General features: G+C 63.7%; 12 protein-coding genes. All 12 read right to left on the bottom strand.

All coding sequences use genetic code 11. From position 1 onward, the window contains the following. Window positions 1–12: 12 nt before the first annotated feature. Complete coding sequence (locus K5607_RS17100; RefSeq protein WP_221047738.1) at window positions 13–1,227, bottom strand: ABC transporter substrate-binding protein; 1,215 nt, start codon at window positions 1,225–1,227, stop codon at window positions 13–15. After that, window positions 1,215–2,006 (bottom strand): outer membrane protein OmpK, encoded by a 792-nt coding sequence (locus K5607_RS17095; RefSeq protein WP_221047737.1) that lies wholly within the window; start codon window positions 2,004–2,006, stop codon window positions 1,215–1,217. Before K5607_RS17095 ends, K5607_RS17100 begins: the two co-directional genes overlap by 13 nt. Before the next feature lie 243 nt (window positions 2,007–2,249). Then, window positions 2,250–3,086, bottom strand: a complete 837-nt coding sequence (locus tag K5607_RS17090) for a thermonuclease family protein (protein WP_221047736.1) — start codon at window positions 3,084–3,086, stop codon at window positions 2,250–2,252. Continuing rightward, window positions 3,067–3,477, bottom strand: a complete 411-nt coding sequence (gene rsfS, locus K5607_RS17085) for a ribosome silencing factor (RefSeq protein ID WP_425515778.1) — start codon at window positions 3,475–3,477, stop codon at window positions 3,067–3,069. The genes K5607_RS17090 and rsfS overlap by 20 nt, the downstream gene beginning before the upstream one ends. 22 nt (window positions 3,478–3,499) lie before the next feature. After that, window positions 3,500–4,126, bottom strand: coding sequence for a nicotinate-nucleotide adenylyltransferase (gene nadD, locus K5607_RS17080; RefSeq protein ID WP_221047735.1), 627 nt, complete (start codon window positions 4,124–4,126; stop codon window positions 3,500–3,502). A gap of 109 nt (window positions 4,127–4,235) precedes the next feature. Next, window positions 4,236–5,567, bottom strand: coding sequence for a glutamate-5-semialdehyde dehydrogenase (locus K5607_RS17075; RefSeq protein WP_281427717.1), 1,332 nt, complete (start codon window positions 5,565–5,567; stop codon window positions 4,236–4,238). Window positions 5,568–5,613: 46 nt separating this feature from the next. Then, complete coding sequence (locus K5607_RS17070) at window positions 5,614–5,982, bottom strand: hypothetical protein (RefSeq protein WP_221047733.1); 369 nt, start codon at window positions 5,980–5,982, stop codon at window positions 5,614–5,616. 237 nt (window positions 5,983–6,219) lie between these two features. Beyond that, a complete protein-coding gene (locus K5607_RS17065; RefSeq protein WP_221047732.1) occupies window positions 6,220–6,852 on the bottom strand; it encodes a hypothetical protein in 633 nt (210 codons plus the stop codon). A 108-nt stretch (window positions 6,853–6,960) separates the two neighbouring features. Beyond that, window positions 6,961–7,356, bottom strand: a complete 396-nt coding sequence (locus K5607_RS17060) for a hypothetical protein (RefSeq protein ID WP_054774658.1) — start codon at window positions 7,354–7,356, stop codon at window positions 6,961–6,963. A 390-nt stretch (window positions 7,357–7,746) separates the two neighbouring features. Beyond that, window positions 7,747–8,763 (bottom strand): DNA polymerase III subunit delta, encoded by a 1,017-nt coding sequence (holA, locus tag K5607_RS17055; RefSeq protein WP_221047731.1) that lies wholly within the window; start codon window positions 8,761–8,763, stop codon window positions 7,747–7,749. A gap of 6 nt (window positions 8,764–8,769) precedes the next feature. Then, window positions 8,770–9,369, bottom strand: a complete 600-nt coding sequence (locus tag K5607_RS17050) for an LPS-assembly lipoprotein LptE (RefSeq protein ID WP_221047730.1) — start codon at window positions 9,367–9,369, stop codon at window positions 8,770–8,772. Window positions 9,370–9,375: 6 nt separating this feature from the next. Next, the gene (gene leuS / locus K5607_RS17045) at window positions 9,376–12,072 is read right to left on the bottom strand and encodes a leucine--tRNA ligase (protein ID WP_221047729.1); all 2,697 of its coding nucleotides are present in this window, start codon (window positions 12,070–12,072) and stop codon (window positions 9,376–9,378) included. Window positions 12,073–12,084 lie beyond the last annotated feature (12 nt).

The following is a 12,084-nucleotide window of genomic DNA, read 5'->3' as shown; positions in this document are numbered from 1 at the left end:
CGCATGGGGCCTTCAGTGCGCCGCCGGTTTTTTGGGCAGCGGCTCGATGGCGCCGTCCGCGGCATAGCGCGCCATGAACACCGAGTCGGGGGACAGCGCATCGTGGCGTTGGCGCGTGAACGGCTGCTTGAAGCGGCCCAGCAAGCCTTGATACGGCCCCAGGTTTTCCAGGGCGTTGCGGACCGCGGCGCGGTCCGTGCTTTTCGCCCGTTCGATCGCCTGCGCCAGCAGATGGACCAGGTCGTAAGCGTGGGCCACCCCGACCGGCGCGACGACTTTGCGGGGATCGCCGTTGCCGGTGAGCTTTTGCAGGCCGGCCAGCACGCGCTGGGCGACGGGATCGGTTTTGCCGATGAAGGAATAGGTTTGCACCACGGCGAAGTCCACGCTGGACAAGGATGCGCCGGCCTGCTCGAAAAAGTCGCCGCCGGTGACGCCCCAGTGGGAAATCACCGGCAGGCGCTGCTCGACGGGCAGTTGCGCCATTTCCTTGAGCAGGATCACCGCTTCCCGGTCGTTGGCGACGAACACCAAGGCCTCGGCGCCGGCCCGGCGTAGCGTCTGGTAACGTTCGGCGATGCCGGGATCGCCCCAGTCATACCACTGGACGCTGACGATTTCCTGGTGGGTTTCCTGGATGGCGGCGCGTTTCGCGGCTTTGAGGCTGCTGCGCCCCCATTCGGTGTTGGGCGTGAGGATGCCGACCTTGTGCGCGCCTTTCTGCTTGGCGTAGCGCATCATGGCCGCCAAAGCCCAGGCGTCGCGCAGCGACAGGCGGAATACGTAGTTGGGGATATAGCCGTTGTCGGTGATGCCGTCCGCCGCCGCCCAGGGATCCAGCAGCGGCAGCTTGAGCCGGTGGATTTCCGGCAGGGTTTCCACCACCACGGGGCTGTAGCGGGTGCACATCACCGCCACCACGTCCGGGTCCTGCGCCAGCTCGCGCAGGTTGTTGAGGGCGCGGGCCGGCACGGCGCGGTTATCGCGCTCGACGATTTCCAGCGGTCGGCCCAGCACGCCGCCGGCGGCGTTGATTTCGGCGGCGGCGATTTGGGCGCCGGCGCGCACGGCTTGGGCCGAGGTGGAGTTGGGCAGGCCGAATTCGCCGTCCACGGCGATTTTGATGGGGGCGGCGGCGTTGGCGGCGGCGCAGGCCAGCGCCCAGGCCAGGAGGAGACACAGGCGCGACGGGCGATTGCGGCGATTCGCCATGGTTAGAACTTCCATACGATCAATGCTTGCGGCAGGGATTCGCTCAGGCCTTTGATGCCGTATTTGTTGTGCCAATACTGGTATTCGATGCCCACGTAGAGCTTGTCCGGATGGCCCCATTGGTCGCCCACGTCCAGGCGCAACTGCGGTTGCGACAGCACTTGGCGGACATAGCCTTTGTTCTTGCCGGTGATGAAGTCGGTGAAGCCCTCCAAGGTCCACTTGGCGCCGAACGCGGTGAACGGGAATTTCCACACCGGCGTGAACTGCCAGGAAGAGCCCGCGAACACCGGTTCCAGTTGGTCGTGGCGCAGGATGTCCACGGTGAACAGGCTGAAGCCGGGCAGGTTGAGTTCCACCGCGGCCCCGTAAAGGATCACCCGGGGGCCGGATTTGGTGCTGTTGGTGTTCTCGCCCAGGTTGACGCCGGCGGCGATGTCCAGGTCTTTGAGGATGCCGTAATTCAGGTCGGCGCCGCTGAGCTTGGACAGGCTCAGGTAGGTGTAGGCTTCGCCGTACAGGTTGATCTGGCTGGCCTCCCCGCTTTCGGTGATGAGCGTGTCGAGGAAGAAGAAGTTGCGTCCCAGGGCGTAACCGTCGGCGTGGGAGACGGTGAAAATGGAACGGTCCACGTCCCGGCCGTTGCCGGGAAACCGGTAGCCGGAACCGTGCAAATACTGCAGCTCCGTGGACGACCAGTCGAAAGCGCCGGCGTCGTTGCCCCACAGCAGCAGCAAGGCGAGCGACAAGGTGATGCGGCGGATGGCGTGGGGCATGGTTGCGGTGGCTGGCAAGAACGATCCGTTGCGGATGGAACGGGCGTTTCCATGCGCTCCGTCTTCGTCAAATCGTGGCAACCGGGCGAGGCCGCGCGTTCCTGGTGCCGCAGGTGTGGCCGCCGCCCTTATTCCGTGCGCGATAGGCGTTTCCGCGGCCTTTTACATACAGATAAAATAAAGCGCCGGCTACGCAGATAACCAATCACAAAATGTGATTTGACAGGGTGGGGTGGTAGTGGCTTATCGGTCGGCGGCGATTCAGTCCAGTAGGTCCATGCCGCTGGGATGGCGCAGCAAAACCGTGTAGCGCTCCTTGCGCTTGGCCGTCCAGCCCCGTATTTCCAACGTCTTCCCCACCAGGTCCTTCAGCGGCGGAAACAGGCCGAGGTTTTCCTTGGGGACCGTCACGTCCACTTGGTCGCTGAAGATCAAGCGGGCGTAATCGCGGCTGTAGTCCAAGGCGGTGGGGCGGCCGCTCCAGCGTTGCCAGCCGCGGCGGCGTTGTTGCGGCAGCTCGGCGATGGGGCGGACGGCGTAGGCGGCGTCGCCCCAGACGCCCAGACGTTCCCGCCGCGCCTGGCGCTGCGCTTCGGCCAGTTCGTCGGCGTATTTCAGGTTGGGCGGAAAGATACTGACGACGGCAAGGCCCGCTTTCACCAGCGCCAGGTTGAGGTGCTCGCCGTCCTCGCTGAACAAATGGGCCAGCAGGCGGCCGTAGTGGTCCTTGGCTTCGGCGTCGCCTTCCAGGCGGACTTTGCGCCCTTCGATGCGGGATTCCAGCCAGCGCTTGGCGGCGTCGCCGCCGGCTTCGGCGCTAGACGTGGCGCTGTCGATTTCCGGGGTGTTGATGCCTAACAGGCGCACTTTGGCGCCGCTCTCCAGAGTGACGGTATCGCCGTCGTGCACGCTGCGCACCAGGTTGTAGACCGGGCCGCCGCCGTCGATGCCGGCGACGCGCTCGGCGCCGGCCGCCGGCCGGTCGCCGTAGTGGATGTGGCCGGCTTGGTCCTTCCAACGGTAGACGTCGGCCCAGGCCGGCGCGGCGAGCGCCGCCAGCAAGGCCCAGCGGATCAGCCTAGCCGGTCGTCGCCGCATCGTAGTCGGTGCCCCACAGCTTTTCCAGCTGGTACAGCTCGCGGGCCTGCTGCTTCATGATGTGGACGATCACGTCGCCCAGGTCCACCAGCACCCATTCCGAGGCGTCCTGGCCTTCCGAGCCGATGGGCGGCACGCCCTGATGCTTGGCTTTTTCCTCGACGTGGTCGGCGAGGGATTTGACGTGGCGCTCCGAGGTGCCGGTGGCGATGACCATGTAGTCGGTGATGCCGGTTTTGCCGCGCACGTCCAGTACGGTGACGTTCTGCGCTTTGCCGTCGTCCAGGGTGGCCAGCACCAGCTTGAGCACTTCCTCCACCGGCAGGGCCGGCTGGCGGACGGCGCCTTGCTGGGCGCGATGGTGTTGCAGGTTTTCGATCAGGTCTTGCAAGGATTTCTCCAGGGATGGGGCTTCAGGTTGAATACAGGCCGCTGCGGCGCAGGGATTTTAACACCGCGTCCGGCAGCAAATAGCGCGGATCGCGGCCGGATCGCAGCAGTTCGCGGATGCGGGTGGCGGAAATGTCCAGCAGGGGCGTTTCCAGGAAGCAGATGCCGCCGGCCGGGGCGGCGCGCAGTCGGCCGGCTTCGCGGCGGTGGGCTTCCGCCAACAACGCCAGGTCGCCGGCCAACGGGGCGGACGGCCCGGGACGCCGCACCACCGCCAGATGGGCGAAATCCGTCAGCTCCCGCCAGCGGTGCCAGCGCGGCAAGCCGAGGAAAGCGTCCTGCCCCAGGATCAAGCACAGCGGCGCATCGCCCAGCTCGCCGCGCAGGGACGCCAGGGTGTCCACCATGTAGGACGGCCCGTCCCGCTCCAACTCGCGGGTGTCCACGGCGAAGCCCGGCATGTCCGCCACGGCCAGGCGCAGCAATTCCAGGCGCTGCTGCGGGCTGGCCCCCGGCGTGTCCCGGTGCGGCGGCTGGCGGCAGGGAATGAAGCGCACTTCGTCCAACCCCAGCGCTTCCTTCGCCTCCAGGGCGATGCGCAAATGGCCGTAGTGGATGGGGTCGAACGTGCCGCCGAGCAGGCCGATCATTGCGGGGCCTCACCGAAGCCGCATTGCAATACGGCCTTACCAATCGAAGTTTTCAGCTTCAATTGGTAAGGGCGCTGCATGCCGTACATGAATGTATACAGGCATGGCCTCAGGAGCGGATATGCCCATCCCCCAGCACCACGAACTTCTGCGTGGTCAGCCCTTCCAGGCCCACCGGGCCGCGCGCGTGCAGCTTGTCGGTGGAGATGCCGATTTCGGCGCCCAGGCCGTATTCGAAGCCGTCGGCGAAGCGGGTGGAGGCGTTGACCATCACCGAGCTGGAGTCCACTTCCCGCAGGAAGCGGCGGGCGCGGCTGTAGTCCTCGGTGACGATGCTCTCGGTATGGCGCGAGCTGTGGCGGTGGATGTGGTCCATGGCCTCGTCCAGATCCTGCACCACTTTCACGGCCAGGATGGGCGCCAGGTATTCCGTGTCCCAGTCTTCCTCGCCGGCGGCGAGGCAGCCCTCGACGATGGCGCAAGTCTGCGGGCAACCGCGCAGCTCCACGCCTTTTTCCCGGTACTTCTCCGCCAGTTGCGGCAGCAGCATGGGCGCGATGCGGCGGTGCACCAGCAGGGTCTCCATGGCGTTGCACACGCCGTAGCGGTGGCACTTGGCGTTGACCGCCACGGCGATGGCCTTGTCCATGTCGGCGTGGTCGTCGACGTAGACGTGGCAGTTGCCGTCCAGGTGCTTGATGACCGGGATGCGCGCGTCCTTGGCGATGCGCTCGATCAGGCCCTTGCCGCCGCGCGGGATGATGACGTCCACATAGCCTTCCAGGGTGATCAGCTCGCCCACGGCGGCGCGGTCGGTGGTTTCCACCACCAGCACGGCGTCGGCCGGCAACCCGGCTTGTTCCAGGCCGGCGCGCACCACGGCGGCGATGGCCTGGTTGCTGTGGATGGATTCCGAGCCACCGCGCAGGATGCAGGCGTTGCCCGACTTCAGGCACAGGGCCGCCGCGTCCACCGTCACATTGGGCCGTGATTCGTAAATGATGCCGATGACGCCCAGCGGCACGCGCATCTTGCCCACCTGGATGCCGGACGGGCGATAAGCCATATCGGTGATGGCGCCCACCGGGTCCGGCAGGGCGACGATTTCCTTCACGCCGTCGGCCATGGCCTGGATGCGCGCCGGCGTCAGCTCCAGGCGGTCCAGCATGGCGGCGTCCAAGCCGGCGGCGCGGCCGGCTTCCAGATCCTTGGCGTTGGCGGCGCGGATGGCCTCGCTTTGGCCGAGCAATCCGGCGGCGATGGCGTTGAGGGCGGCGTTTTTCTTGGCGGTTTCCGCGCGGCTCATGGCGCGGCCGGCGGCCACGGCGCGTTCGCCCAATTGGCGCATATAGGCGGCGATGTCGGTAGGTGCTTGGCTCATGGGATGTTCGTCCGATGGAAGTAAGGCTGCGCCGCGGCAAGCGGCGAGCGAATGTAGCAAGCGAGGCAGATTACTAGAGCGGACGGGGGATGGCAAAGGGCGCGGGCTAGCGACTTTCCGCCCACGGTGTTGAGAGTCGCCACTGCACCCAAGCGCCCGCCCATACCGCCAGAGGCAATTCAACGAATCCCCAGGCAACCGTGGTCGCCGCGATGGCCGCGGTGACGTAACCGGCCAGCAGCATTCCCCACTGCACCCAAGCCCACACAAGTAGCCATACGCAAAGACCGGACGCGATGCCGGAGCGGGTGGGGTATGAAAACTTAGGCCGGAAAATCCCCGCCAGCCATACGGAAAAAATGCCGAGGAGGAATAGCTTGAGCACGCCTTGCGCGGCAACGGCGGGGCTAGGTTGCGGAAGCGCTAATCGAGCGAATAGCTCGGCCCAATCGTCGGCGAGTATCCATAGGTTCAAGACCGCTTCCCCGGCGACAACCAGTAGTCCCGCGACGAGGCCGCCAACGACAAGAGGAAATGGTTTCATGTGGAATAGGATCGGAGGATTGCAGCCTAATATCCGGCGCGGCTTTGTTGCGCCGAGCCCTTAGCCCGAATTTTTAGCATTGGGCGGAAACACTCGCTGCCGTAGGGTACGCATGGCGTACCTTCAACGGCGATTAAGGTACGCGGTGCGTACCCTACATGGCTGCAATTATCCAATTAAGATGTCTTTCAAAAAAGCAAACTGGTGTAGGCAAATTGTATCAATCCTGGCTCGAAGTAGCTCATCACCACTGTCGTGCTTTCCGAGGCTGAGATAGTAGTTTTTTCCTTCATGCTTAGCGAAAATAAGCCATTCACCAGTGAGAGCCTCGTTGTTTATAAGACGCTCCCAATTGGACGCAGTGGCATCATGTGAAATTTGCGTTACATCAGCTTCCGTGAAATACCTCTCCTCGCCGGAGAGTTTTGCGTCTGCAATCTTTTGATTAACCCACGGAAGACCGAATTTGTCAATGCCTTTGCGGATATTTTGAGCCATGCTCGCTAACCCATCTTCAAGGTAGTGTTGATGCCAGAGCCCTTGAAGTGGTGGGTGCTTAAATTGGGTGGCTGCTTTTAATCCTCTAGCTGCCTCAACGCCCTCCAAAACCCGAATTTGGCTCACGACTTTTGCAGGATGGGGCATTCCAGATTTGGCGGCGGCAAATAGTTCGAGCAAGAGCAAAAAACTATATCTGCCCGAGACAACTGATTCGAGGCCAATTGCTTCAGAGAAAGATAGCAACTCTGAAGTGGCATCACTGCCATCACTGCGAGTTGCTATGAATCGTGGACTAGACATTGCCGGGACGTCCTAACGTAAAGCTAAGCGGGCGCGGCGCGATGACGTTTCCATTCAAAAGCCTTGTCCCCGCGCTCCGCTTGAGCGCCATGTTGGGCATCACGGCGTCTACTTCGGGCCGGTTCCAACAGGGAGGTCTTTCGCTAGTTTCTGTTGCAACTGTCGGTAAACCTCTTGGCTATTCTTGAGCTGATTTGACGTCTTGTTGCTCTCAAGATCATAGATTGCGACCTTTGCGTCCGCAGCAAGCTGCCGGTAGAACTGAGCTGAGTTACCGAAGCCAAGGCCACTATTTAACCCGATGATTAATCCATTGACGATGGCAAACGTGCCTGACAATTTGGAGTCCGACATCCACAGAGCTGCACCTGCACCCAGTGCAACAAATATAAGGCTTAGAATAACCAATCCGGCCCATATCCAATAGTTGGTAATGTGGTGGTCGTAGGCATACTTCTGAATGTCGGCCAGACGAGTAAGCAAGTCAGATATTGTTGAGTCCATATTCTAGTTTCCAGCTGGGTTCAGATTAGATTGGTCGCATGGTAAAGGGTTGTCAGTAACGCAATTGCGATGCCAAACAGTTGATTAAACATAATAGGATTTCTTATGCTAAACGGAATCTGGCATATCGGTGCTATACGGATTCCGTTTAGTATGCTCGTGCAAAGCGGAGTGTACCTATCGGGCAAAATCTTGTCTGTAAGCCCAGGCTTACAAACGCCATTTGCCGACATTGGCCTGATGCCTGTTGCTCGCAAGGTCGGTATGTCGGGCCTTCTTGCAGTGGTGGGGGCTCGGAAGGGCGGGTTTAGGCGAATGCCGTAACTCGACGAAAGCCGCGAAACGGCGGGGTATGCGAGGAAGCTAACACCTCCCTACCGCGGCAGGTTGTTAAAGCCCGGTCGGTACGACGGCGTTGCCGGCCAGGCCTAGGGCCAGGTGGAGCAGGCCGTCCCAGGGATCGTCCGGTTCCATGCCTTTGATGGCGCGGTCGGTGCGGGCGGCCAGTCGCAGCAGGTCGTGCAGGTGGTCGGCGGGCAGCCGGCGCAGGGCGCGCTGCAGCAGGGGTTTGCGTTTGTCGGGGGATTTGTGGCGGCGCAACTGGGCTTCGAAGCCTTCCGGGCCGGCGCCGTGCAGGGCCAGCAGCAGGCGGATGTCGCGGGCCAGGGCCCACAGGATCACCGGGGCGGCTTCGCCTTCGGCTTGCAGGCCGGCCAGCATGCGGACGATGCGCGCCGGCTGGCCGGCCAGCACGGCGTCGGTGAAGCCGAAGATGTCGTAGCGGGCGCGGTCGGCCACCGCTTCCAGGATGTCGTCGCTGCTCAAGCGGCTTGAGCCGTGCAGGGCGTGGAGCTTTTCCACCTCTTGCGCGGCGGCCAGCAGGTTGCCTTCCACCAGGGACGCCAGCAGTTGCACGCCGGCGCGGTCGGCGGCCAGGCCGCGTTTTTGCAGGCGCCGTTCGAGCCAGTCCAGCAGTTGCGGGCCTTCCAGCGGCCAAACCTGCACCACCGCGCCGATTTTGTCCAAATCGGCGAACCAGGCGGCTTTTTGTTCGGCCGGTTTGAGGCGGGGCAGGCTGATCAGCAGCAGGTTGTCGGCGCCGGCCCGCGCTGCGTAACGGGCCAGCGCCGCCGCGCCTTGTTTGTCGGGCGCGCCGTTCAGGCGCAGGTCGAGCACGTTGCGGTCGCCGAACAGGGGGGAGGAGTCCGTGGCTTCCAGCAAGCGGTTCCAGTCGAAGCCGCTGTCGGCGAAGAACACCTCCCGGCCGGTGTAGCCGGCCTGGCGGGCGGCGGCGCGCACGGCGTCGGCGGCTTCCTGGACTTGCAGCGGTTCGTCGCCGCTGATGACGTAGGCCGGCAGCAGGCCTTTGCGCAGGGCGCCGTCCAGTTGTTCCGGCTTCAAGCGCATGGGGCGCTAGTCGGCGTTTTTGGCTTTGGCGTCGGCATCGGCCTTGATGCGGGATTCCGCCGGAGCGGCGGGCGCGGCGGCCGGGGTCGCCGCCGCCGGTTCCGCTTCGGCGGGCGGGTGCCTGCGCAACAAGAACGCCAGACGGCGCACCAGGGTATCGGCCGCTTCTTCCTGCATTTCCAGGCGCATCTGGGTTTCTTCTTCGGTCCTGCCCATGATGAGGAACTGGTCGTTGTATTGCTCGCGGCTGATCTTGAGTTTTTGAGACGGGTCGAGGATCTCGCCTTTGGCGTTCTTTATCTCGTAGGTCACGTTGTAACCCAGGTCGAATTCCCTGGCGATACCGCTGCGGTTGAGGCTGATGGGGCGAATGGTTTGCGCGATGGCGAGTTGTATCACCACGGAGTCGCTCGTGGCGCTGGTCTGCACCGTGGCGCCGGCGCGGCCGAACGCGGTGGTCAGCGCGTTCCATAACGGGTCGCTGGTCGACACGCCGAGGATGGCCACTTTGGTCGACCGCAACGGCGAGTTTTCGTCGCCGCGCAGATGGAAGCCGCAGCCGGCGAGGCAGGCGGCGATCAGGAGCGGGAGTAAGTAGCGAGTCATTGGGGGTTACGCCACGATGTTGACCAATTTGCCCGGCACGACGATGACTTTTTTCGGCGGCTTGCCTTCCAGGTGCTTTTGCACGTTGGCGTCGGCTAGCGCCGCCGCTTCCGCCGTCTCGCGACTGGCGTCCGGGGCCACGCTGATCTTGCCGCGCAGCTTGCCGTTCACCTGCACCACCAACTCGATGCTGTCCTGCACCAGGGCGGATTCGTCCACCGCCGGCCAGGTCGCCACCGCCACGTCTTCGGCGTGGCCCAGCGCCTGCCACAGCTTGCGGCAGATGTGCGGGATGATGGGCGCGAGCATCAGCACCACCAGCTCCAGCGCTTCCTGGCGCAGCGCCCGGCCTTGCTCGCCGGCGTCCTCGAAACGTCCCAGGGCGTTGAGCAGCTCCATGTTGGCGGCGATGGCGGTGTTGTAGGTGAGGCGGCGGGCGTAGTCGTCGGTCACTTTGCGCAGGGTTTCGTGCACCTGGCGGCGCAGGGCTTTTTGGCCTTCGTCCAGGGTGGACGTGTCCAGGGCCGGAGCCGCGCCCGCGCCCGCGCTGACGTGGCCGTGCACCTGTTTCCACAAGCGCTTGAGGAAGCGGAACGCGCCTTCAACGCCGCTGTCGGACCATTCCAGGGACTGGTCCGGCGGCGAGGCGAACATGGTGAACAGCCGTGCGGTGTCGGCGCCGTACTGGTCGATGAGGATTTGCGGGTCGACGCCGTTGTTCTTGGACTTGGACATCTTCTCCGTGCCGCCGATCAAGACCTCCTGGCCGTCGGCTTTGAGCGTGGCGCCCAGCGGCCGGCCGCGCTCGTCGGTTTTCACGTCCACTTCGGCCGGGTTGAAGTACTGCTTCTTGCCGCCGTCCGGTTCGCGGTAGAAAGTCGGCGCCACCACCATGCCCTGGGTGAGCAAATTGGTGAACGGCTCGTTGCAGTCCACCAGGCCGACGTCGCGCATCAGCTTGTGGAAGAAGCGCGAGTACAACAGGTGCAGGATGGCGTGCTCGATGCCGCCGATGTACTGGTCCACCGGCAGCCAATACTTGGCGCGCTCGTCCAGCATGGCGCCGGACTGGTCCGGGCAGGCGTAGCGGGCGTAGTACCAGGACGATTCCACGAAAGTGTCCATGGTGTCGGTTTCCCGCTCCGCCGCGCCGCCGCATTTCGGGCAAGTCGTTTCGTAGAACGACGGCATCTTCTTGATGGGGGAGCCGACGTCGATGGTGACGTCCTCCGGCAGCACCACCGGCAGCTGGTCTTCCGGCACCGGCACGTCGCCGCAATCGGGGCAGTGGATGATGGGAATCGGGCAACCCCAATAGCGCTGGCGGGAGATGCCCCAGTCGCGCAAGCGGAACTGGGTGCGCTTGGCGCCCAGGTTCTTGGCCGCAAGGTCGGACGCGATGGCGTCGAAGGCTTGCTGGAAGTCCAGGCCGTCGTAGGGGCCGGAGTTCACGCAGACCCCCTCTTTGCTGGCGTACCAAGCTTGCCAGTAATCGGTGGTGAACTCCGACTCTAGTTCGGCGGACATGGCTCCAAATTCAAGATCTGCCGGAGAGCGTGCGAGATGTGCCCGCGTAATCGCAGTCGCCTGCTGAACATGCGCGTCACTCCGGTGCGCGTCGATGACTTGCTTGATGGGAAGCTTGTATTTCTGGGCAAATTCGAAATCCCGCTCGTCGTGGGCCGGCACCGCCATCACCGCGCCTTCGCCGTAGCCCCACAGCACGTAGTTGGCCACCCACACCGGCAGCTTCTCGCCGTTCAAGGGATGGATCACGTAGCGGCCGGTGTCCATGCCTTTCTTTTCCATGGTGGCCAGGTCCGCTTCCGCCGTGCCGCCGCGCTTGCATTCTTCGATGAAGGCGGAAAGTTCCTCGTTGCCTTCGGCGGCGGCCAGGGCCAGCGGGTGTTCGGCGGCCACGGCCACATAAGTCGCGCCCATCAGGGTGTCGGGGCGGGTGGTGTAGACCTTCAACACCTCGTCGCTGTCATCGCTATAGGGGAAGTGCACTTCGCAGCCGTAGCTTTTGCCGATCCAGTTGCGCTGCATGGTGCGCACCTGTTCCGGCCAGCCGGGCAGGTTGTCCAATTCGCTCAGCAGTTCCTCGGCGTAGGCGGTGATGCGCATGAAATACATGGGGATGTCGCGCTTTTCCACCAGGGCGCCGGAGCGCCAGCCGCGGCCGTCGATCACCTGTTCGTTGGCCAGCACGGTGCAGTCCACCGGGTCCCAGTTGACCGGGGCAACTTTCTTATAGATGAGGCCTTTCTCGAACAGCTGGGTGAACAGCCACTGTTCCCAGCGGTAGTAATCGGGCTTGCAGGTGGCCAGCTCGCGGCTCCAGTCGATGGCCAGCCCCAGGCTCTGCAACTGGCCGCGCATGGTGTCGATGTTGGAATAGGTCCAGGCGGCCGGCGCCACCTTGTTCTGCATGGCGGCGTTTTCCGCCGGCAGGCCGAAAGCGTCCCAGCCCATGGGCTGCATGACGTTCTTGCCGCGCATGCGCTGGAAGCGGCTGATGACGTCGCCGATGGTGTAGTTGCGCACGTGGCCCATGTGCAGCCGGCCGGACGGATACGGGAACATGGACAGGCAGTAGAACTTTTCCTTGGCCGGATCTTCCACGGCGCGGAATACGCCGCTGCTGTCCCAGGCTTGTTGGGCTTCTTGTTCGACTTGTCGCGGGTGGTAGTGTTGTTCCATGTTCGAAAGCTG

The sequence above is a fragment of the Methylogaea oryzae genome (assembly GCF_019669985.1).
Lineage (GTDB): Bacteria > Pseudomonadota > Gammaproteobacteria > Methylococcales > Methylococcaceae > Methylogaea > Methylogaea oryzae.
The sequence above is the reverse complement of the archived record's forward strand: the minus strand, read 5'-3'. Positions and strand labels throughout refer to the sequence as shown.

What these genes read in the sequence shown, in the direction of transcription:
- K5607_RS17065 (WP_221047732.1), bottom strand. Translation starts at nt 6,852, where the DNA reads ATGTCTAGTCCACGATTCATAGCAACTCGCAGTGATGGCAGTGATGCC.
- K5607_RS17050 (WP_221047730.1), bottom strand. Translation starts at nt 9,369, where the DNA reads ATGACTCGCTACTTACTCCCGCTCCTGATCGCCGCCTGCCTCGCCGGC.
- nadD (WP_221047735.1), bottom strand. Translation starts at nt 4,126, where the DNA reads ATGATCGGCCTGCTCGGCGGCACGTTCGACCCCATCCACTACGGCCAT.
- K5607_RS17060 (WP_054774658.1), bottom strand. Translation starts at nt 7,356, where the DNA reads ATGGACTCAACAATATCTGACTTGCTTACTCGTCTGGCCGACATTCAG.
- K5607_RS17100 (WP_221047738.1), bottom strand. Translation starts at nt 1,227, where the DNA reads ATGGAAGTTCTAACCATGGCGAATCGCCGCAATCGCCCGTCGCGCCTG.
- K5607_RS17090 (WP_221047736.1), bottom strand. Translation starts at nt 3,086, where the DNA reads ATGCGGCGACGACCGGCTAGGCTGATCCGCTGGGCCTTGCTGGCGGCG.
- holA (WP_221047731.1), bottom strand. Translation starts at nt 8,763, where the DNA reads ATGCGCTTGAAGCCGGAACAACTGGACGGCGCCCTGCGCAAAGGCCTG.
- leuS (WP_221047729.1), bottom strand. Translation starts at nt 12,072, where the DNA reads ATGGAACAACACTACCACCCGCGACAAGTCGAACAAGAAGCCCAACAA.